Annotated in this window: 18 protein-coding genes; 15 read left to right on the forward strand and 3 right to left on the reverse strand. The window is 43.6% G+C overall.

Annotated elements, in window-relative coordinates; translation table 11 throughout:
* Positions 1 to 19: 19 nt before the first annotated feature.
* The gene (locus NBH07_RS19335) at positions 20 to 766 is read right to left on the reverse strand and encodes an MvaI/BcnI restriction endonuclease family protein (protein ID WP_005860943.1); all 747 of its coding nucleotides are present in this window, start codon (positions 764 to 766) and stop codon (positions 20 to 22) included.
* A complete protein-coding gene (locus NBH07_RS19340) occupies positions 756 to 1,049 on the reverse strand; it encodes a helix-turn-helix transcriptional regulator (protein ID WP_005860945.1) in 294 nt (97 codons plus the stop codon). The genes NBH07_RS19335 and NBH07_RS19340 overlap by 11 nt, the downstream gene beginning before the upstream one ends.
* 104 nt (positions 1,050 to 1,153) lie before the next feature.
* Between NBH07_RS19340 and NBH07_RS19345 the strand changes: the two genes are divergently transcribed.
* Both NBH07_RS19345 and NBH07_RS19350 read left to right on the forward strand, forming a co-directional pair.
* Positions 1,154 to 2,398: a TRM11 family methyltransferase gene (locus NBH07_RS19345; RefSeq protein ID WP_156682783.1), complete on the forward strand. Its 1,245-nt coding sequence runs from the start codon at positions 1,154 to 1,156 to the stop codon at positions 2,396 to 2,398.
* 970 nt (positions 2,399 to 3,368) lie between these two features.
* Positions 3,369 to 6,968: a DUF6383 domain-containing protein gene (locus NBH07_RS19350; RefSeq protein ID WP_156682782.1), complete on the forward strand. Its 3,600-nt coding sequence runs from the start codon at positions 3,369 to 3,371 to the stop codon at positions 6,966 to 6,968.
* Between the two features lie 243 nt (positions 6,969 to 7,211).
* Here NBH07_RS19350 and NBH07_RS19355 read toward each other — a convergent pair whose 3' ends face one another.
* Positions 7,212 to 7,901 carry an SIR2 family NAD-dependent protein deacylase gene (locus NBH07_RS19355; RefSeq protein ID WP_005866555.1) on the reverse strand — a complete coding sequence of 230 codons (690 nt, stop codon included), beginning with the start codon at positions 7,899 to 7,901 and terminating at the stop codon, positions 7,212 to 7,214.
* A 161-nt stretch (positions 7,902 to 8,062) separates the two neighbouring features.
* Here NBH07_RS19355 and bamJ (NBH07_RS19360) point away from each other — a divergent pair, with 161 nt between their 5' ends.
* The 13 genes from bamJ (NBH07_RS19360) to NBH07_RS19420 all read left to right on the forward strand — a co-directional run bounded on the left by bamJ (NBH07_RS19360) (position 8,063) and on the right by NBH07_RS19420 (position 20,709).
* Complete coding sequence (gene bamJ / locus NBH07_RS19360) at positions 8,063 to 8,650, forward strand: BamJ family beta-barrel-assembly machinery protein (protein WP_005866557.1); 588 nt, start codon at positions 8,063 to 8,065, stop codon at positions 8,648 to 8,650.
* Positions 8,651 to 8,670: 20 nt separating this feature from the next.
* A complete protein-coding gene (gene bamJ / locus NBH07_RS19365) occupies positions 8,671 to 9,381 on the forward strand; it encodes a BamJ family beta-barrel-assembly machinery protein (protein WP_005860960.1) in 711 nt (236 codons plus the stop codon).
* Positions 9,382 to 9,565: 184 nt separating this feature from the next.
* Positions 9,566 to 10,033, forward strand: a complete 468-nt coding sequence (locus NBH07_RS19370; RefSeq protein ID WP_005860962.1) for an Lrp/AsnC family transcriptional regulator — start codon at positions 9,566 to 9,568, stop codon at positions 10,031 to 10,033.
* Between the two features lie 101 nt (positions 10,034 to 10,134).
* On the forward strand, positions 10,135 to 11,517 hold the full coding sequence (locus tag NBH07_RS19375; RefSeq protein WP_008773976.1) for a S8 family serine peptidase: 1,383 nt from the start codon (positions 10,135 to 10,137) through the stop codon (positions 11,515 to 11,517).
* Entirely contained in the window at positions 11,498 to 12,832 is a 1,335-nt protein-coding gene (gene xseA, locus NBH07_RS19380) for an exodeoxyribonuclease VII large subunit (protein ID WP_121960971.1), read from the forward strand. The genes NBH07_RS19375 and xseA overlap by 20 nt, the downstream gene beginning before the upstream one ends.
* Positions 12,833 to 12,871: 39 nt before the next feature.
* Positions 12,872 to 13,069 (forward strand): exodeoxyribonuclease VII small subunit, encoded by a 198-nt coding sequence (gene xseB / locus NBH07_RS19385; RefSeq protein ID WP_005860969.1) that lies wholly within the window; start codon positions 12,872 to 12,874, stop codon positions 13,067 to 13,069.
* Complete coding sequence (locus tag NBH07_RS19390; RefSeq protein WP_008780619.1) at positions 13,069 to 13,767, forward strand: 2-C-methyl-D-erythritol 4-phosphate cytidylyltransferase; 699 nt, start codon at positions 13,069 to 13,071, stop codon at positions 13,765 to 13,767. Before xseB ends, NBH07_RS19390 begins: the two co-directional genes overlap by 1 nt.
* A gap of 22 nt (positions 13,768 to 13,789) precedes the next feature.
* Positions 13,790 to 15,886: an ATP-dependent DNA helicase RecG gene (gene recG / locus NBH07_RS19395; protein WP_005860973.1), complete on the forward strand. Its 2,097-nt coding sequence runs from the start codon at positions 13,790 to 13,792 to the stop codon at positions 15,884 to 15,886.
* A 210-nt stretch (positions 15,887 to 16,096) separates the two neighbouring features.
* The gene (locus NBH07_RS19400; RefSeq protein ID WP_011966948.1) at positions 16,097 to 17,347 is read left to right on the forward strand and encodes a M23 family metallopeptidase; all 1,251 of its coding nucleotides are present in this window, start codon (positions 16,097 to 16,099) and stop codon (positions 17,345 to 17,347) included.
* A 158-nt stretch (positions 17,348 to 17,505) separates the two neighbouring features.
* Complete coding sequence (locus NBH07_RS19405; RefSeq protein WP_005860977.1) at positions 17,506 to 18,051, forward strand: DUF1599 domain-containing protein; 546 nt, start codon at positions 17,506 to 17,508, stop codon at positions 18,049 to 18,051.
* Between the two features lie 5 nt (positions 18,052 to 18,056).
* Positions 18,057 to 19,340: a BT_3928 family protein gene (locus tag NBH07_RS19410; RefSeq protein ID WP_005860979.1), complete on the forward strand. Its 1,284-nt coding sequence runs from the start codon at positions 18,057 to 18,059 to the stop codon at positions 19,338 to 19,340.
* A gap of 36 nt (positions 19,341 to 19,376) precedes the next feature.
* Positions 19,377 to 20,132, forward strand: coding sequence for a triose-phosphate isomerase (gene tpiA, locus NBH07_RS19415; RefSeq protein ID WP_005860982.1), 756 nt, complete (start codon positions 19,377 to 19,379; stop codon positions 20,130 to 20,132).
* A 70-nt stretch (positions 20,133 to 20,202) separates the two neighbouring features.
* Positions 20,203 to 20,709: a hypothetical protein gene (locus NBH07_RS19420; RefSeq protein WP_005860984.1), complete on the forward strand. Its 507-nt coding sequence runs from the start codon at positions 20,203 to 20,205 to the stop codon at positions 20,707 to 20,709.
* The last annotated feature ends 4 nt before the right edge of the window (positions 20,710 to 20,713 follow it).

Consider the following 20,713-nt stretch of genomic DNA (forward strand, 5'->3'; position numbering starts at 1 on the left):
AAATGAAGCGTAGCTTGTTTTATTCTATGGTTTCGTGATCAGAATATAATAGTCTGATATTAGCCTCTAATATTCTGAATCCACTCCCATGATCGTGCGGCATACCATATTTGGGGCCAGATTTATAGCTCCCGATTCTTATATCATACATTATCTTCCCATCGGTTAAGAGTGATATAAAACGCTCAAATGATGGCTCTGTATATATATCGGCTTTATTGAAGTAGAAGAGTTCCTTACCTCCTTCTTTTTTTGTTTGGGCAGTTACATATAATAAGTTCTTTAGCTTCTTTGTTAGTGCTTTTTGAATGTCTTGATAGGTGTAACCTACGCTACAATCTAACAGCTCTTTTGTATTTAAGTCAAATACTCCTATTAATATTGTCTTGGCGACAGGGTTGTTTAGGAGTTTAAAAGAATATTTCTTCATATATGTGTTATAGCTATTTGCAAACATAGACGTATGCAAGCTATTTATAGATGGTGCATCTTCATAAGGTGTTCCAAATTTATCTTTTAAATAAGCATTCGCACGTTTGGGAAATGAGGGGCTTTTAGTGAATAGGGTAACGTAAGAGCATGAAGCGCCGCGATGAGATTTTATTTCGAATCCAGCTAAATCGGGCTCGTCTAAATTGTTCTCGACAACTCCGATGTAATCTTCAAATGTTTTTCCAATCCCAGTATTGTTGGCTCTATTGCTTGGAACATATTCCAAGGATTTAACCTCTTTGAACTTTGAAATAATAAAATCCTTATTCTCCATAACGTATTATATTAAATATGAGTAAGTCAATAATATCTCTATCTTTGGAAAAATCTTCCTCTGATATGAATAGCTGTTCTATGGTAATGTTGAAATAGTGGCATATTTTATAGATCTGACTAAGGGTGTACTTATGTGGAAATTTAGGGCTTTCTATACTCCCTATTAAGCCCGGAGCCACTTCGAGGAGATTCGACAACTCTTTTTGGCTAACATTGTTGGCCTCTCTTAGCTCCTTTATCTTAAGGATGATTTCAAGTTGATACTCGGTCTTTCTAATCATTATTGTTATTTTTGCCCAAAAATATAGTTTTATATATGCTTATGTACTCACAATATGTGAGCAATTGAGTATATTTGCACTCACATAATATAAGTAAGGAAGGTATGTACAAAAGAACGATTGATAATAGGTGGAGCTTTAAGGATGCCGATACCAAAGAATTTACTCATTGCTATCATGCGTATCCTGCGATGATGATTCCCCAAGTAGCAAGAGCTCTAATAGAGGAATATAAGCCAGAGGATGGAGTTGAGCTACTTTTTGATCCATATATGGGAAGCGGTACATCGTTAGTTGAGGCTTCTATAAAAGGTATAAACGCGATAGGAACAGACCTTAATCCATTGGCTAGATTGATGAGCCATGTAAAAACAACCCATTATGATTTATCTTGTATCAGAGATACTTTTTCAATGATGCAAGCCTTGTTCTTTGAGTATTCTGAAGATAAGGTCAAGAATAAGAACTTCGATAATATTTCTAATTATACTTATTGGTATTCCAGAGATAGCCTTTTGCGCCTTTCTTATATTTATCAAGTAATTAATGAATGTGTGGCTTTGGATTTCGCTGATTTTTTTAAAGTTCCTCTTTCCGAGACTGTTAGAGAGGTGTCGTTTACGAGGAATGGAGAATTTAAGCGGTTTAGGATGAAGGAAGAGAAAATTAAAGACTTCAAACCGGATGTCTTTCGATTGTTTGAAGAAAAGGTTATAAGAAATATAAATGGACTTGAGGAGTTTAATAGTATAAAATATTCATGTAATATAGGTATCTATGACTTTAATAGTACTATAGAAATCCCTTCCGATATAATACAGCCGAATAGTGTTGATATGGTTGTAACCTCTCCGCCTTATGGCGATAGTAGAACAACCGTTGCTTATGGACAATTTTCAAGGTGGGCAAATGAATGGTTCAATTTTGAAAATGCTAAAACACTAGATAATCTCCTAATGGGGGGACGAGTTCAGAAAGAGGAACTTTTTGAGACTAAAAGCATTAAATCTGAACTGGACGAAATAAAGAGCATTGACCCAAAGAGAAATTTGGAAGTGGTCTCGTTTCTTAATGATTATAGTTGTTCTATAAAGAATGTCGCGTCTGTAATAAAGAGTGGTGGAGTCGTTTGTTATGTCGTAGGGAACAGAACGGTTAAGGGGGTTCAAATTCCATTAGATTACTTTACTGCTGAAATGTTTGAGAAGAATGGTTTTACACATATCGATACTATTGTTAGAGAAATACCTAACAAAAGGATGCCTTCCAAAACAAGTCCTACTAATGTGGCAGGGAAGAAGGTTAGTACGATGTGCAATGAATATATAGTCATATTGGAGAAGAAATAAGGAAAGAGGCTGTTTTATTTGACTGAATTGATAGCCAATGGCTCCTAGTGTCGAGTTCTTTCTTTTTGACAGTTTGTAATCTTAACGCCCGTAGAATCGATTATTGCGGGGGAATGTACAGTCTACTCTTAAATTTGAGTTAAAATATATTTAATCGCTTGTTGGATAGTTGGATATCAAAAGATGCTCTTTTGTTCTAGCGAAACTAGCTCATCCTAATTCCTATTTTATGGGATGAAAAACCTATCTCAATGGGTTACGATAGGGAAGTGACAGGGTTATGATGGTTATTCTTGATAGTTCACGACCCTATTCTTGACTATTCACGATGCCTAACGGCACTATTGGCGTTGCCAAACACGACCGATAGTGTAGGCTTTTGTCGATACTCGTGTGTAAAAAGTAGTACTTTGCCGCATAAAACGCCGCTTACAACCTCCTTTTTCCCATTATCTTGCCTCTTTTACGAATAGCCTATGTCACGATATGCGCTTTATTTCAGTCAAAAGGATTGTATGAATGCTGTTTTACTGACAGGGAGATTTGCGGGAAATAGTCTGTATTGGAAGCAAAATATAAATAGATAATTGAAAGTAGAAATGAATTGTTCTTTTAATGTACGCTCGTACATTAATGTATAGTTAAATACGTTGATATTTGAGAGTTTTTTATGGGATAGAAACGACTAGTTTAAACGATCGATTCTTTTAGTCATTTGCAAAGGTACGCATTTCTTCGATACTTGCAACCCTTCCGAGCTATTTTTTTATCACTTATTCTCTTTCTTATCAATAGGATAGGTTATCCTTTACGAAACAACCGATTCCTTCAACAAACCTCCCGTTTCGACACTAAAAAAACGCAAGATTTAGACGATCGTTTAGACTAGTCGTTTTCGAGTAGTGGTCGATGACTTAAAGTGTTGAACGGTATTTAATTAACACTATTATTAATATTAAATTTTCGATTTATGAACAAAAAATTTACTACGCTTTTGGCTAGTGCCATGCTTGCGACTGCATTTTCCGCAGGTGCGCAGGTTGATGCGAAGAAAGGCGACGTAATCTTGTTGGGAACAGAAAGTAGTAAATACTTGATTGTTGAGACAGGAGAACAATTCGGCAAATTGAACAATTCGGCGAATGTTTCAACGAATCTTTCTTCCTTGAACAAGGCTACTTGGACTGTTTCCGCTAAGAAAACCTCTTTAGGCAAAGACCTTTATTCATTCGTGAATAAGGCTACAAGCTTGACTTTGGCTGTCGATCCTGCTACGGCTTACAACTTGGAGGATACGAAGAATTCAAAGAAGATCGCTCTTACGTTAGGTGGTGGCTCCGCTACAGAATGGGTGAGTGAAACAGTAAATAATGTAAATACTATCGTTTCTTACAACGGAGATTATATCTTGGCTATTGCTAATGATCCTGCGATTGGTTATTATCTGGTCAAGGCTAAGACTTTGGATAAATTGGGTACGGTAGTTGCGTTAAAGAGCGAGAAACCTAGTGAGACTCCAATGCCTTTAGGTGCTGATGACTTGAATACATTATTGCAATCAGTAGAGACGGATAAACCTGCTGAGTTGTTCTTTGGATTGAACATGGATCCGGAAGTTACGAAAGGGCAAAGCAATTTAATGACAGCTACGGCTTTGAACGCTCAGAATGCTGGTGATGGTTATGTTTATTTACAGGCTAAAGATCAAAAATTTGATGGGAAAGATGCTTATGTAGTTGTTGATACGGCTTACTATGGCGGTACGGAATCCGACAAGCTTTTGAAATATACTTATGACCATATGGAGTATGCAGATAAGGCTAAACGTCTGGACGGCTCATACAAGTTTAAGTTTTCTTATAATGCCGCGAAGGAAGAATTGTATGTTCAAGTAGCGGAGGTAGCTCATGAATATAAGAAAGGTGATAAGAATGACGATCAATGGAAAGCATTCTTGAAAGAGAACAACAACTCTACGTGGACTCAGAGTGGTACGTCAGAGCCACTGGAAACAGTTAAAGGCGAGTACATCTACATGTCTCAATTGAACGGTATGAATGTATTGACTGTCAATGTTGCGAAAGATGAGGACGGTGTTGGTACTCGTAAGGGCACTGATGGTAGTGGCAATAAATTATATCCTGTTCCGGGCGATCAGAACGTAAAGGTTACGATCGGAACGAAGTTCACAGGCTTGACATTGACAACCATTCCTAATGGTGTCTATACGATCCAGTATAAATCTACAGGTGGAAACCAACCGGAGAAAAATGGCACTTACGCTTTGGCGAACTTAGCCGGAAGTTTCGGTTGGACATATCAAGCTAAGAGACAAGATTTCAATCATATACCTGCCGCTCAATGGGTAGTTGAGAAGAACGGTACTTCCAATACGGCTACAGTAAATATCACGAACCGTGAGTTCAATGATAGATTAAAGACTACTTCTCCTCTTCAGTTCTTTAAGGTGGAAGGTAGTGATGATGTATTCTGTTTCTACGGACATGGAACTGATACCTTGTCTTTCAAGAAAGTTGCGGATGAATTGGTTGCCGACAAGAAGTTAGGTTACAAATATGTATCCGCTGATGAGGCTAAAGTTCAGACTTATACCTTTAATTACTTGCATGGTTTGGCATTAGATAAATATCTGTATACTCCTGCAGGTAAGGACTCTATCGTACGTGTAGACGAGAACGACGGTAAGTCAAACTTCCGTTTGGAATTGGTTGTAGAGAATGATACGTACGGTGTTGGTGATACTTTAGTGAGAAATGTTTATTATGTATATAATGCTGTTAATGGCGAGAAGCGTTACTTATCTTATGACGGTACCGCAAAGAAATACATGATGAAGAAAAATCCGACCCCATTCTTCTTAAAAGAGAATAACTGCATCGATGGTAAGCATTATTATGCGTTGGTAGAGGCAAGCTTTAAGACTTATACGACAGATACTAAACTGACTTCGGATCTGTATTATAAAGGAGGAGATGGCTACTATTATTCTGTAAAAAGGAACTATTCATCTTATGAAGATGATAAAGGAACTACATATTATTCATATATAGTAAATGATAAAGATGGTAATGTTGTTGTTGCGGATAATAGTAAGGAGGATGTATATCTCTTCACTAAGGAAAACGGTAAGTTTGTTCTGAATGAGGATCCTACAGCGGAAGATTATACAAATGAGTCTAATGGATATGCTAAAATTAAAGTCTCTGTTGATGATAACACCTTGGATCTAACACAAGGTAATTTGAATGACAAGTTCAATGGTTATCAAGAAATCCGTACTTCTGCATTCGCTGTAGAGATCGATGACTCTCCATTATACCGCCGTTTTAACAACACTGTGTTAGGTGAGAACGAAACCGCTGATAGCTTGTACTTTGTAGAGAAGACTCGTGGTGAGTACTTGATGGATGAATGGAACAAGAACTTACTGGATAAGGATGTTGATTACGCCGGTATCTGGAACAAGGAAAAGGCTAATGGCAAATTGGCATTCATCATCGACTCTGTTTGGGTAAATCGTGGCTTGGGTAACATCAAACCTCAATATTTGGTTTCTGTGGCTCGTAACGACCAAGCCGGTACTCCGGGTGTTCCTTGTACATACGAACACAATCACTTTGATAATGCGGGTCATCAAGTTAGTGCCGCTGAGTGTTCTCACGCTACTAAGGCCCATGCTGGTTTCCATTATGGTAAGTATTTGGTAAGCTTTGGCGATTCCGCTATGATCAAGGATCACGAATTGGAGACTCCGTATATGGATATTGATGGCGGTTACACTCGCGTAGGTTTCGTGAAGGCTATTCACGCAGGCGACAGCTTGTTTATCTTGGTAAATGAGTTCAAGGATATGGATCCGGCTAAGTTGGACGTAGCTGATATCATCGATGCATACACGAAAGCTAAGATCAACACGAAGTATATCGTGAACTTGCAAGGTGACAACCATAAGAACGTAACATGGTCATTCCGTTATGTAACTCCGTCTAATGTGGCTGGCGTAACGGCTGAGGAAGGTGAGGCTAATGAGTTCTTGTTCGAATCTAACATCTACAATGAGGGTGCTACTTCAACTCTTGATGATGTGTTGGTAGACAGCAAGGATAAGAACAAGGGTTATATCTCTTTGGGTGGTAAAGCTACTAAGGGTTACAATGAGGCTGTAGCCGGCTCCATCGCTCCTTCTTACGCCGCATGGTTGAAGATGCAGAATGGTTGCTTGGTATTGACTCGTGGTGATTCTAAGTTTGATGCAGCTAAGACTGGTTCTGACGGTGCCTTGATCTTCAACGCATATCAGAAGACTGATGCTGAGGATATGGTAACATCTATCGAAGGCGCTAACGCTGAAGGCGTATCTATCGTAGCCGGCAACGGTACTGTAACCGTTCAAGGCGCAGCCGGTAAGTCTATCGTTATCACGAATATCTTAGGTAAGGTTGTCGCTGAGACTGTTCTTACCTCCGATAACGCTACAATCGCTGTACCTGCCGGTATCGTAGCCGTAGCTGTTGATGGTGAGGAGGCTGTAAAGGCAATCGTGAAATAAGAAATAAACGAAATAAGATAATCATACGATTCCCGTGCGGGTATCGATCCAAGTAATCCGTGACGGATGAACAGGCGGGAATTGGATTAATATTAATACTAAAGTAATAAATTAAAGTTCATCCGTAAGTACTTCCGTGAGGATGGAAGCGGATAAAAAGACAAGTCCTTGGCAATGTGTTCGCATGCCAAGGACTTCGTGTTTATACTTGCCTTCGTCAGACCTAATGAGTGTATGAATTGTTTAATTCTGCGTAAGCAACTCCGTCAGCCTCTTGACCCCTTCCGAGGCCCCGGCCTGTATATGCTCGATATCGTTGCGATAAGTACGTACATCTTTCGGGTCGATCAAGTAGATCGGTTGGCCCCGGCGCACGTAGTTTAGTAATCCGGCAGCAGGGTAGACGTTTAAGGAGGTACCGATAATCACGAAAATATCACAATCTTCCACCAGCTTGATGGAAGGCTCTATCATGGGTACCGCCTCTCCAAACCATACAACGAAAGGACGTAGCTGATTTCCGTGAGGGTCCTTGTCGCCCAGATGAATATCCGGGTTCTCCGGCGATAGATTGTAGGTCGTGTCCAGATCCCTTACGGAGCATGCCTTCATCAACTCTCCATGCAGATGGATCACGTGGCTGCTACCCGCGCGTTCATGTAAGTTGTCGATATTCTGGGTAATGATCCGTACGTCGAAATCTTTCTCCAAGGCGGCAAGGCCGAGGTGACCGGCGTTAGGTTTCGTATTCAATAGCTCTCTTCTGCGCTGGTTGTAGAAGTCGAGAACCAATTTAGGGTTGGCGGCGAAGCCTTCCGGCGTGGCGACATCTTCCACCCGGTATTTCTCCCATAACCCGTCCGAGTCACGGAAAGTGGAGATACCGCTCTCTGCGCTCATTCCCGCTCCGGTAAGTATGACTAACTTTTTCATCTGTTACTTGTTTAATGTATAGATGTATATATTAATAGTTACGAAGTTACGACTTTATTTCGTAAAAAGCTTTGAATGAAATAAAAAGTTCTTACAAAATGCTGTTATACGATTAAAAGCATTACTTTTGTGGCTTATAATTAGTTGAACAAGAAAAAAGAATGGATAAAGTAAGTTATGCGCTTGGCTTAAGTATCGGAAATAATTTCCAGAACTCAGGCATCAAGGATCTTCAAGTGGAAGATTTTGTACAGGGATTGAATGACGTCTTAACAGAGGCAAAACCTGCTCTTAGTTATGATGAGGCAAAACAAGTGATCAATGATTACTTCATGAAGCTTCAACAAGAGAAACTGGAGATCAATAAGAAAGCCGGTGAGGAGTTCCTTTCTATCAATAAGCATAAGGCTGGTGTGGTAGAGTTGCCTAGCGGTTTGCAATACGAGGTGCTGAAGAATGGTACAGGCGCTAAACCTACGGCGAACGATAAGGTAAAATGCCACTATCACGGTACGTTAATCAACGGTCAGGTGTTTGATAGCTCCGTACAGAGAGGCGAGCCCGCCGTATTCGGTGTTTCACAGGTAATCCCGGGATGGGTAGAGGCTTTGCAGTTGATGCCGGTCGGTTCTAAATGGAGATTGTTTATCCCGTCTAACCTTGCTTATGGCGAGCGTGGGGCAGGTGAGGCTATCGAGCCGAATAGTACGTTGATCTTCGACGTTGAGTTATTAGATATCGAAAAATAATATATAAGAGTTAAAGAAAAATGAAAAAGTTAAGTGTATTAGTCGCTACAGTGATTGTAGCAATGGGCGCATCTTTCACCTCTTGCGGTGATTCTCACAAAAGCGCGAGCTTGAAGACTTCTATCGATAGCGCAAGCTACGCTATTGGTATCAGCACAGGTGCCGGTTATAAGGAAAACTTAAAGACTTTGCCGGGTGGTGAGGCTAACGTAGATGATTTGATCGCTGGTTTTATCCAAGCTATCAAAGGGGATTCTTCTGCGATGAAGATGAATCCGCAACAGGCTCAACAATATTTGCAGACTTACTTCGTAGAGGCTCAGGCTCGCGAGGCTAAGAAGACAAAAGAAGAGGGCGATAAGTTCTTGGCGGAGAATAAGACAAAAGAAGGCGTTATCACGACTGAGAGCGGCTTGCAATATAAGGTAGAGAAAGAAGGTACAGGCGCGAAGCCGACCGCTACCGATAAGGTAAAAGTTCATTATACCGGAACTCTATTGGACGGTACTAAGTTTGATAGCTCCGTGGATCGTGGCGAGCCGGCTGAGTTCGGTGTTGGCCAAGTAATCAAGGGCTGGACTGAGGGCTTGCAGATCATGCCGGTCGGTTCTAAATATATCTTCTGGATCCCGGCTGAGTTGGCTTATGGCGAACGTGGCGCAGGACAAGATATCAAACCGAACAGCGTATTGAAGTTCGAGGTTGAGTTGCTTGACATCGTAAAAGAATAAGTAGCGAAGAAATAGAAACGGAACGTTTGTAAGATAATAGGCGGGCAAATTATGCTAAAAAGCATTTTTTGCCCGCTTTTATTATTTATTGATTACTTTTTTCTTTCAGAATGATATATGATTCAAATTTATTATATACTTTTGATACATTAAATCTGAATGCATATAATAAAGCGAATTTAAAATGGAGAAGATAGACAAACTGGACCGGCAGATATTGAACATTATTTCAAAGAATGCTAGGATTCCTTTTAAAGATGTTGCCGAGGAGTGCGGTGTATCTCGTGCAGCTATTCATCAACGGGTTCAACGCATGATTGATATGAATGTGATCGTTGGCTCAGGGTATCACATCAATCCTAAAATATTGGGGTATAATACATGTACCTATATCGGCGTGAAATTGGAGCGTGGATCTATGTACAAGGATGTTGTCCCGGAATTCGAGAAAATACCCGAAGTGGTAGAATGCCATTTCACTACGGGTCCGTATACGATGCTGATCAAGCTGTATGCCCGTGATAACGAGCACTTGATGGAGCTTTTGAACTCCAAGATTCAAGAGATACCGGGTGTTACGGCTACAGAGACCTTGATTTCTTTACGCCAAAGTGTTAAACGTGAGATCCCTATCTGTAATATCAATGAATAAGACGAAGAATTATACATGAGCCCGGCCTATTCCAGTGCCGGGCTTTTTTGTTTATTCGGCGGTATCATCTATCTTTGTAATTCGTAATTGTGTGAGGTTCTATGAGTAAATATATAGGAATATTCGTTTTCGTATTCAGTTTGTTTTCTTTGGGAGTACATGCGGGGGAAAGTTTTCGTTTTCGGGTGTATTTGAAAGATAAAGGGGATTCCGGTTATACGCTGGATAACCCGGAGGAATATCTTTCCAAGGAGTCTGTTGAGCGACGGAACCGGCAAGGTATATCGGTGTCGGAATCGGATTTGCCGATCGCTCAAGCTTATCTGGATACCTTGTCCGCCAATGGAGGAAAACCGGTGCTGGAGAGCAAATGGTTCTCTACGGTCGTGGTGTCCAGTCCGGATAGCTTGGTCGCTGAGCGTCTCTTGCGCCTCCCGATCGTGGATTCCGTGAAATGGGTCTGGAAAGGTGACGAGGAAATCGATATTCCTAGGGAGGAGAATGATACGACACGGTTTATGCCAATAGATAAACCGGAGAAATCGCCTTACGGTTATGCCGAGGAGCAGATCAAGATGCTGAACGGTATCAAATTGCATGAGGCGGGCTTTAAGGGTAAGGGTATGCGTGTGGCCGTGGTCGATGCCGGTTTCATGAACGTGGATCGGATCAGCGTATTTGATTCCTTGCGGTTATTAGGAACGCATAACGTGGTTTTCCCCGGCCGAAGCGTTTTCATCGGGGATGATCATGGGACGAAGGTCTTATCTTGCTTGGCCGCTGATGCGCCGGGCTTGATGGTCGGTACGGCTCCCCAAGCCGAATATTGGCTGATAAAGAGCGAGGATAGCCGTTCGGAGTTTCCCATCGAGGAGGATTATTGGACGGCAGCTATGGAATTTGCCGATAGCGTGGGAGTGGATGTGGTCTCTTCTTCGTTGGGGTATTTCTCTTTTGATGTAGAGGCCCTGAACTATCATCAAGATCAATTGGACGGGAGGACTTCCTTGATCAGTCGTGCCGCTAAGATGGCTTCATCAAAAGGGATCTTGTTGTTTAGTAGCGCCGGCAACGAGGGGGGCGGTAGCTGGGGAAAGATAACCTTTCCAGCGGATGCCCCGGATATATTGACAGTGGGCGCTATCACGGATCGTAAGAAGAAAAGTAATTTCAGTTCTGTTGGCTTTACGGCGGATTACCGGGTGAAGCCGGATGTGGTTGCCTTGGGTACGGGCTGTTGCGTGATAGATCCTACGGGGAATATCCGTTACGCGAACGGTACCTCTTTCGCTACGCCGATCTTAGCGGGGTTGGGTGTTTGTCTATGGCAAGCGTTTCCCAGTCTGACGAATAAGGATATAATCTCTCTTTTGCAGCGTTTCGGCAGTAAGTTTGAGCAACCGGACGCTGAGTTGGGATATGGCATCCCGGATGTGTACAAAGCTTATAAACAAGAGCGTAAATATGCGGCCGAATCTAAATAACTTATCGGGTGAGAAAGAGGCTCTATCTTTGTTAGAGCTGAATACTCGTATACGGGGTGCGTTGTCGAGGGCTTTCCCGGAGACTTGCTGGGTGCGTGCGGAGATGAGCGATGTGCGGGTGAATACTTCTTCCGGACATTGTTATCTGGAGTTTGTGGAGAAGAATGTGCAGACCGGGCAATTGGTGGCCAAGGTACGAGGGTCTATCTGGGCGAAGACGTTTCGTATGTTGAAACCTTATTTCGAGATGGAGACCGGTCAGATGTTCGCTTCCGGCTTGAAAGTGTTGGTGAAGGTGTCTGTTGAGTTCCACGAGTTGTATGGATTGAGTCTTACGGTGCTTGATATAGATCCGGCTTATACGTTAGGTGATATGGTGCGTAAGCGTATGGAGATTATCCGCCAATTGCAGGAGGAAGGGGTCTTTACGTTGAATAAGGAATTGCCTTTTCCGCTACTTCCTAGGAGAATCGCTATCATTACTTCTCCGACGGCTGCCGGCTACGAGGATTTTATGAATCAGTTGACACGGAATAAAGGAGGTTATCCGTTCTATACCAAATTATTCCCCGCCTTGATGCAGGGAGAACGGACGGAGGCTTCTGTAATAGCGGCTTTAGACCGGATTTATCAACATCAAGATCTTTTTGATGTGGTCGTGATTATCCGTGGGGGTGGGGCTACCTCGGACTTGAATAGCTTCGATTCTTATCTGTTGGCGGCGAATTGCGCTCAATTCCCTTTACCGATTATCACGGGTATCGGGCACGAACGGGATGATACGGTTGTAGATTTGGTGGCGCATACCCGGATGAAGACACCGACCGCTGTCGCCGAGTTCCTTATTTCCCGAATGGATAGCGTTGGTGAGGAGTTGGAGAGTTTGCGTCAAGACGTGAGTTTATTGGCTATGGATATTCTATCCCGACAGAAAAACTATTTACAATTGGTAGCGACCCGTTTCCCTTCTATCGTGACAAGCCGGATCGAGCGGAATCGTTCGGGACTGCAAACGATAGCGAGCCGTTTACCTGCGATGGCATCGGGTTTGTTATCACGCCGCCAGTCGGTGCTTGAGAATACGGAACTTCGCTTGCGAAACGGTATTACCTCTAAACTCTCCGAGGATGTGCGTTTTATCCAGCTTACGGAACAGTTTATCAAGATGGCTTCTCCTGATTATATCTTAAAGCGAGGCTATAGCTTAGCCTTGAAAGATGGCAAGATTATCAAACATGCCTCTGATTTGCGAGCCGGCGAAGAACTGACGACTCGCTTCATCGATGGTGAAATAAAAAGTATTATCAAACCATAGAGGGTGGTTTTATAACCGTCCGATAAATACATAATTAATATGGCGAAGAAAGAAGAAACATATAACGAGGCGATCGAGAAACTTCGTAAGATCGTGGCTGAGATCGAGAATGGAGACTTGGATGTCGATATCCTGTCCGAGAAGGTAAAAGAAGCTACCCGTCTGATCAAGCTCTGCAAGGAGAAGCTGTATAAAGTGGATGAGGAAGTTAAAAAAGTTTTGGAGGAATTGGATTGATGAATAAGTACGTCTTGATCGTTGCCGGGGGTAAAGGGCTTCGTATGGGTGGAGATCTGCCGAAGCAGTTTATTCCTATGCGGGGGAAACCTCTTTTGATGCATACGTTAGAGGCTTTTCATCGTTGGGATGCTTCCGCACGTATAATCCTTGTGCTTCCGGAGGATCATCAGCCGTATTGGAATATGCTTTGCAAGGAAATCGGCTGCAAGGTCCCGCATGCGATCGTGAAAGGGGGAGATACTCGCTTCTTCTCGGTTAAGAATGGGTTGGATTGGCTTTTGGCGGAGAGGCGTCGGAAGGGGGAGGAGGATAGCGGTCTGAGTTTGGTCGCTGTGCACGATGGCGTTCGTCCTTTCGTCTCTCCGGAGGTTGTTGAGGCCTGCTTTGATAAAGCGGCTGTCACGGGAGCCGTTATCCCGGTTGTTCCGATGATTGATTCCCTGCGTGAGACAGATGAAAAAGGGAGCCATCCGGTGGACCGTTCCCGCTATATGGCTGTACAAACCCCGCAAGTCTTCCTTCTGGAATTATTGACAAAAGCCTATGAGCAACCTTATTCGTCTTTATTTACGGACGACGCTTCCGTGGTGGAGGCGATGGGGCATGCGATTGATACGGTTCCCGGTGATCGTGAGAATATCAAGATTACCACGCCCTTTGATTTGTTAATAGCGGAAGCGATGTTTGCCCGGTAAACCCTAAAAACTCATAGACGTTATGCTGGACCTTGATAAGCGATCGATTACGTACTTGCCGGGAGTAGGACCCAAGAAGGCGGATATCCTGCAAAAGGAAGCGGGGATATCGTCGTATGAGGACTTGCTCTTTTATTTTCCTTATAAATATATAGATCGCAGCCGGTTTTATAAAGTAGCTGAGATCAGCGGGAATATGCCTTATATCCAGTTGAAAGGCCAGATTCTCTATTTCGATACGCTAGGCGAGGGGCGGAGTAAACGGCTGGTTGGTAAGTTCTCGGATGGTACGGGCACGATCGATTTGGTCTGGTTCAAGGGCTTGAATTATGTGACGGATAAGTATCGTCCCAATACTGAGTATATAGTTTTCGGAAAGCCTACGGAGTTCGGGCATACCTATAACATACCGCATCCGGATATCGACTCAATGGAGCAAGCTGATCAAGTGGCGAATGGCTTGACTCCTTTCTATAATACCTCGGAGAAAATGAAGAAATCTTTCTTGAATTCCCGGGCGATCCAGAACCTGCAATATACGTTGTTAAGCTGGCTGAACTGGGAACTTCCGGAGACGCTTTCCCCCGACGTATTGAAACGGATCCATATGATGTCTATGACAGAGGCGATGCGGAATATCCATTTCCCGGAATCTGCCGCTAAGTTGCGTGATGCCCAGTTACGTTTGAAGTTTGACGAGCTTTTCTTCATACAATTAAATATATTACGTACTGCTAGTGTTCGGAAACTGAAGCTAAAAGGGATCATATTCCCGACGGTCGGCCATTATTTCAATACGTTCTATAAAGAGTATCTTCCTTTTGAGTTGACGAACGCCCAGAAGCGGGTAGTCCGTGAGATCCGGATCGATATGGGTAGCGGGCGGCAAATGAATCGCCTGCTGCAAGGTGATGTGGGGAGTGGCAAGACTTTGGTAGGCTTATTGTCTATGCTATTGGCGATAGATAATCATTGCCAAGCTTGTATGATGGCTCCTACCGAGATCTTGGCGACCCAGCATTATGCGACGATCATGGGATTCCTGAAAGATATGGACGTGAAGGTCGCTCTTTTGACTGGATCTACCAAGAAGAAGGAGCGGGATAAGATATTACCGGCTATTGCCAGCGGTGAGATCCAGATCGTGATCGGGACGCATGCGTTGATTGAGGAGACGGTGGTTTTCTCTTCGTTGGGATTAGCGATTATCGATGAGCAGCACCGTTTTGGTGTGGAGCAACGCTCACGCCTTTGGATGAAGAACGCTATCGTGCCGCATGTGCTGGTGATGACGGCTACCCCGATTCCCCGTACTTTGGCGATGACTTTGTATGGGGATCTGGATGTATCGGTGATCGATGAGTTACCTCCGGGACGTAAACCGATACAAACGCTTCATCGCTATGATAATAAAAAGGCGCAATTGTATGAGTTCCTTCGGAAAGAGATACAAAAGGGGCGTCAGGTTTATGTGGTATATCCGTTGATTGAAGGAAATGAGAAACTGGATTATAAAGACTTGGAGGCCGGTTTTGAGACGTTCAAGGAGGTTTTCCCTGAATATAAGGTATGTATGGTACATGGCCGTATGAAAGCGGCGGATAAGGATACCGAGATGCAGAAGTTTATCTCCGGCGAGGCGCAAATCTTGATGGCTACTACGGTTATAGAGGTTGGCGTGAACGTGCCGAACGCATCCGTCATGGTGATCGAGAGTGCTGAACGTTTCGGCCTCTCTCAACTTCATCAGCTTCGTGGCCGGGTAGGACGTGGTGCTGAACAATCTTATTGTATCTTGGTCTCATCCTATAAACTAAGTAATGATACTCGTAAGCGATTGGAGATTATGGTGAACAGTACGAATGGCTTTGAGATCGCTGAGGCGGATCTCCGTCTCCGGGGACATGGAGATTTGGAAGGTACCCGACAAAGTGGCGAGGGGATAGACCTTAAAATAGCGGACTTGGCGGCCGATGGACAAATACTTCAGTATGCGCGGGATATCGCTCAAGGAGTTCTTGACGAAGACCCCGAATTATTGTCCGAACAGCACCGGATATTGAGCGAAAGGCTCAAAACTCTGTTCACAAGGAAGATAAATTGGGGAATGATTAGCTAATATGTTGTGAAACATATTGTTCTGTAAGCCTTTGATATTTAGCTTGTTTATTCGCTTGTTTTGCTTTTATTCAAAGTCATTGCAGAAATTTTTCGTTAATCAATTTTGTCGGCTTATTCAAATTTCCGAACTTTGACAAGTTGACAATCAGGCAGAGATGTCGGGTATTGCCGTTTTATCCTGAATTATAAGAATGAAAGTTATCAAAAAATGAGTATAAGGACATTTCTATTCATTTGTTGTGCCGCTGTGATGGTATCGACTGCTAATGCGGAGAACCCGGTGAAACCGGAAACTCCGGAGACTCCCAATCATCCAACCCACAAACTTATGGACAAGCGTGTATCTGAGTTAATGGCTGACCGTGTTGGCTTTAAGAAAGATATGGCTTTGAAGGAGCTTGCGGAGATTAATGAAAAAGCGGAGTTGGAGGCGAGAGAGAACTTGATGTTCCCTGCCGATGAATTATATGGCGAATGGACAAATGAATGGGTGAATCCTTTCCGGGGTAAAAAGGTAGATATGCCGGATTCTTGCGTAATCGATTGTTCTACTTTTGTCTTGCCTATGGACTCTATGACAAGGGTCACTTCAAAGTATGGTCCTCGCCGTAGACGGATGCATAAGGGGATAGACTTGAAAGTGCAAATTGGAGATACGATCCGTGCGGCGTTTGACGGCAAGGTGCGTATCAAGAATTTCGAGCGTAGGGGATATGGCTATTATCTTGTGATTCGCCATCCGAATGGTTTAGAGACTGTATATGGTCATTTATCTAAATTCTTAGTAGGTGTGAACGATATCGTACGGGCTGGAGATCCGATCGCTTTAGGGGGAAATACAGGACGCTCTACGGGATCTCATTTGCATTTTGAGACTCGTTTTCTTGGACAGGCTATTAACCCGGCTGATATTATTGACTTCGAGAACTCAATACCTCATCAGGATCAATATGTGTTTCGTAACGTCAAGATTAACGGACGTAAGAGCAATATCTATACATCTTCCAATAGTCAGATGGTGTACCATCGTGTAAAATCCGGTGATACCTTAGGTAAAATCGCACGTATATATGGTACGACAGTGAATGAGCTTTGTCGTTTAAATGGATTGAAATCTACTTCTATGTTACGTATCGGCCAGTCCATTCGTTGTAGTGCCGGTGTGGAAACCGCGGCTAAAGCGACTCCAAAAGCTCAAACTCAAAAGAAATCGACTGCTTCCGCATCTTCTAAGAAAATCACGGTACAGGCAAGTTCTTCCGCTACCGCTTCTTTAGGAGAAGACACGAATACAATGAATGATGTGGAGGCTACTTCGGTTTATCATCGTATTAAATCCGGTGATACGCTTGGCGCTATCGCTAAAAGATACGGTACTTCTGTTAGTAAACTCTGCGAATTGAACGGTATCACAAAGACTACCGTGTTGCGTTTAGGACGCTCATTACGCTGTTCATAACGATATATAAGATGTAAGGAAACGAAAAGGAGCCGCTTATAAAGTGGCTCCTTTTTGTTGTAACCTCTTTTCATTTATCTTATTAGCTTTTGTTGTCTTGAATTTTCGAGAACATCTACGTCTTTTTTCCTATATTCGCGGGTATAATCTAGGATAGTATGCCAAATACAAAGGAACAATTCGAGCAAGTGATCTCCCTGTGCCGGGAGTTGTTCGAGAAGAAGTTGAAAGATTACGGGCCGTCGTGGAGGATCATGCGCCCCCAGTCGGTTACCGATCAGATATTTATCAAGGCGAACCGTATCCGTAGCTTGGAGATCAAGGGGACGAGCATGGTGGACGAGGGAATCCGTCCGGAGTTTATCGCTATCGTTAATTATGGTGTGATCGGCTTGGTCCAATTGGCGTTGGGATTTGCGGATACGACCGATATCACGATAGAGAAAGCCTTGGAATTATACGATAAATACATTGCGGAGACGAAGGAACTGATGTACGCCAAGAATCATGATTATGATGAGGCGTGGCGCAGCATGCGTATCAGCTCGTATACGGATCTTATTTTGATGAAGATTTATCGGACTAAGCAAATCGAGAGTCATGGAGGCAAGACGCTCGTTTCTGAGGGAGTGGACGCCAACTACATGGATATGATTAATTATGCCCTCTTCGGTTTGATCAAGCTGGAGTTTGGTGAGGAGTGAGCTACATGGAATATAAGGAAACCGTAAAGAAAGTGATCGCAGAGGTCTGCCGCCTGTTACTGGGAGTAGTCTTTATCTTCTCCGGGACGGTGAAGGCTGTCGATCCCATGGGAGGAGCCATTAAGATTGGCGACTATCTGACTTCCTTTGGGCTGGATAAGCTGCAACCTTTTACGGTATTGATCTCCTTCAACTTGTCCGCTCTGGAATTCATGCTGGGTGTCTGTATGCTATTAGGGGTGTACCGGCGGTATACGACCTTCTTGACCTTGCTGATGATGTCTTTCATGACGCCGCTGACGTTGTATCTGGCGATCTTCAATCCCGTATCGGATTGCGGTTGCTTCGGGGATGCCTTGGTGATCAGTAATTGGCAGACCTTCTATAAGAATGTCGTACTTTTGGCCGCCGCTATTTACGTGTTCATCCATAATCAGCGGCTTTTACAAGGCTATACCTACCATGTCTACTGGTTCGTGGCTTTGTGGTCATATGTCTTCGCTATCGGTTTCGCTTACCGGAATTATAATCATTTGCCGATCTTGGATTTCCGTCCCTATAAGTTGGGTGCGAATATCCCTGCCTTGATGTCGATACCGGAAGGTGCGCCCGAGGATGAATATGCGTATTCTTTTATTTACGAGAGGGATGGCGTACAGAAAGAATTTTCTTTGGAGAACGCCCCGGCCGATGATAGCACGTGGACTTTCGTGGATTCAAAGACCAAGCTGATCAAACAAGGATACGTTCCCCCCGTTACCACATTTCATATTTATAATGAGAATGACGCAGACGTGACTGATGAGTTGCTGAACGACCCGAAAGGTCTCTTTCTTTTGATCGCCCCCCGTCTGGAGAATGCGGATGATGAGCGTATTGACGAGATCAACAATGTATACGATTACGCCTTGGAGAACGGTTTGGGCTTTTATTGCGTGACGGGTTCTTCCGCCGAGGCTATCGCTACATGGAGTGATAATACCGGTGCCGAGTATCCGTTTCTTATGGCCGATGATGTCCTTTTGAAAACGATCATCCGCTCCAACCCGGGATTGGTCTTGCTGAAGAAAGGTACGATTTTGATGAAGTGGCATTACAACGATATTCCACAGGAAGAAGACCTGAAAACGATCGTAAACGGCTATCTGGAAGGAAATACCGACTGGAAAGCGAAAGAAGATGCCCGGCTAATAACCAACCTATTAAGTTTTACCGTACCTTTGTTGCTGGTTTGGGGATACGATGCCTTGCGCAATCGCCGTCGCCGGAAAGGAAAAGAATCTGAATAGAGATTTATTTGTATTACATATTTAAATTATTAAGTTATGAGAAAGAATATTGTTGCAGGAAACTGGAAAATGAACACTACTCTTGCTGAAGGTCTTGCTTTGGCTAAAGGTTTGGACGAGGCTTTGAAGGGTAAGACTCCGAATTGCGATGTGATCATCGGTACTCCGTTCACTCACTTGGCAAGCGTTGCTGCCGCTATCGATACAAACAAGATCGGTGTTGCCGCTGAGAACTGCGCTGACAAGGAAAAAGGTGCTTATACAGGTGAGGTTTCTGCCGCTATGGTAGCTTCTACTGGTGCGAAATATGTGATCTTAGGCCACTCTGAGAGACGTGCTTATTATCATGAGACTCCGGAAATCTTGAAGACGAAGGTTGAGTTGGCTTTGGCTAACGGTTTGACTCCGATCTTCTGCATCGGTGAGGTTTTGGAAGAGAGAGAAGCCGGTAAGCACTTCGAGGTAGTAGACGCTCAGATCGCTGGTTCTTTGTTCGACCTTTCCGCTGAGGATTTCGGTAAGATCATCTTGGCTTACGAGCCGGTATGGGCTATCGGCACGGGTAAGACTGCTTCCGCTGAGCAAGCTGAGGAGATCCACGCTCACATCCGCGCTACTTTGGCCGCTAAATATGGCAATGAGGTAGCTGATAACTGCACGATCCTTTACGGTGGTAGCTGTAACGCCGGTAACGCTAAGGAATTGTTCGCTAAACCGAACGTAGACGGTGGTTTGATCGGTGGCGCTTCTTTGGCCGTTGACAAATTCATGCCGATTATCGAGGCTTTTTAATTAATTCATAATAAGAAGGTATCTTTCCCCTCAATGAATGGGGAAAGATACTCTTTTTAATATTCTATCTATGAAAAGAATTCCTTGTATCTTATTGCTATTTGCCTTTATGATGGCCGGTACTTCATCTTTATTCGCTCAGACGGCGTTGGAAGGTGAGCGTTCGACCATATTCGATGCGTTGCAGAGATCCGGTTTGGGAAAAGGCGAGGTCGTTATCAATCAATCCGCCGCTATCCGCGAGATGGTGGGTGAGCGTATGCGTGGAGCGAACGTGGAGACGACAGATAGCCTTACCTTCTTGAAGGTACAAGGGTATCGTACGCAGGTATTTTCCGGTAATAACCAACGGGTCTCGAAAGACGAGGCTTTTCGTAAGGAGAAGGAAATCAAGGAGCTTTTTCCAGAGATCCCGACGTATGTCACTTACAACGCCCCGTTTTGGAAGTTGCGTGTGGGAGATTTCCGCTCGCATGAGGAGGCCTATCATATGATGCGCCTGTTGATGGGTGCTTTCCCGAAATACGGGAAGGAAATGTATATCGTACGAGAAGAGATAAAAATTCCCCTAAATTAAAGAG

This window comes from Parabacteroides sp. B2-S-102 (assembly GCF_023656665.1).
In the GTDB taxonomy this organism is placed as follows: Bacteria; Bacteroidota; Bacteroidia; order Bacteroidales; family Tannerellaceae; genus Parabacteroides; species Parabacteroides distasonis.

Bases quoted from the DNA above. Each gene is read 5' to 3' on its own strand.
- NBH07_RS19410 (WP_005860979.1), top strand. From the start codon at position 18,057: ATGGAATATAAGGAAACCGTAAAGAAAGTGATCGCAGAGGTCTGCCGC.
- NBH07_RS19420 (WP_005860984.1), top strand. From the start codon at position 20,203: ATGAAAAGAATTCCTTGTATCTTATTGCTATTTGCCTTTATGATGGCC.
- NBH07_RS19375 (WP_008773976.1), top strand. From the start codon at position 10,135: ATGAGTAAATATATAGGAATATTCGTTTTCGTATTCAGTTTGTTTTCT.
- NBH07_RS19350 (WP_156682782.1), top strand. From the start codon at position 3,369: ATGAACAAAAAATTTACTACGCTTTTGGCTAGTGCCATGCTTGCGACT.
- NBH07_RS19390 (WP_008780619.1), top strand. From the start codon at position 13,069: ATGAATAAGTACGTCTTGATCGTTGCCGGGGGTAAAGGGCTTCGTATG.
- xseA (WP_121960971.1), top strand. From the start codon at position 11,498: ATGCGGCCGAATCTAAATAACTTATCGGGTGAGAAAGAGGCTCTATCT.
- NBH07_RS19335 (WP_005860943.1), bottom strand. From the start codon at position 766: ATGGAGAATAAGGATTTTATTATTTCAAAGTTCAAAGAGGTTAAATCC.
- bamJ (WP_005866557.1), top strand. From the start codon at position 8,063: ATGGATAAAGTAAGTTATGCGCTTGGCTTAAGTATCGGAAATAATTTC.
- tpiA (WP_005860982.1), top strand. From the start codon at position 19,377: ATGAGAAAGAATATTGTTGCAGGAAACTGGAAAATGAACACTACTCTT.
- NBH07_RS19355 (WP_005866555.1), bottom strand. From the start codon at position 7,901: ATGAAAAAGTTAGTCATACTTACCGGAGCGGGAATGAGCGCAGAGAGC.
- NBH07_RS19405 (WP_005860977.1), top strand. From the start codon at position 17,506: ATGCCAAATACAAAGGAACAATTCGAGCAAGTGATCTCCCTGTGCCGG.
- recG (WP_005860973.1), top strand. From the start codon at position 13,790: ATGCTGGACCTTGATAAGCGATCGATTACGTACTTGCCGGGAGTAGGA.
- NBH07_RS19370 (WP_005860962.1), top strand. From the start codon at position 9,566: ATGGAGAAGATAGACAAACTGGACCGGCAGATATTGAACATTATTTCA.
- NBH07_RS19345 (WP_156682783.1), top strand. From the start codon at position 1,154: ATGTACAAAAGAACGATTGATAATAGGTGGAGCTTTAAGGATGCCGAT.
- NBH07_RS19400 (WP_011966948.1), top strand. From the start codon at position 16,097: ATGAGTATAAGGACATTTCTATTCATTTGTTGTGCCGCTGTGATGGTA.
- NBH07_RS19340 (WP_005860945.1), bottom strand. From the start codon at position 1,049: ATGATTAGAAAGACCGAGTATCAACTTGAAATCATCCTTAAGATAAAG.
- xseB (WP_005860969.1), top strand. From the start codon at position 12,872: ATGGCGAAGAAAGAAGAAACATATAACGAGGCGATCGAGAAACTTCGT.
- bamJ (WP_005860960.1), top strand. From the start codon at position 8,671: ATGAAAAAGTTAAGTGTATTAGTCGCTACAGTGATTGTAGCAATGGGC.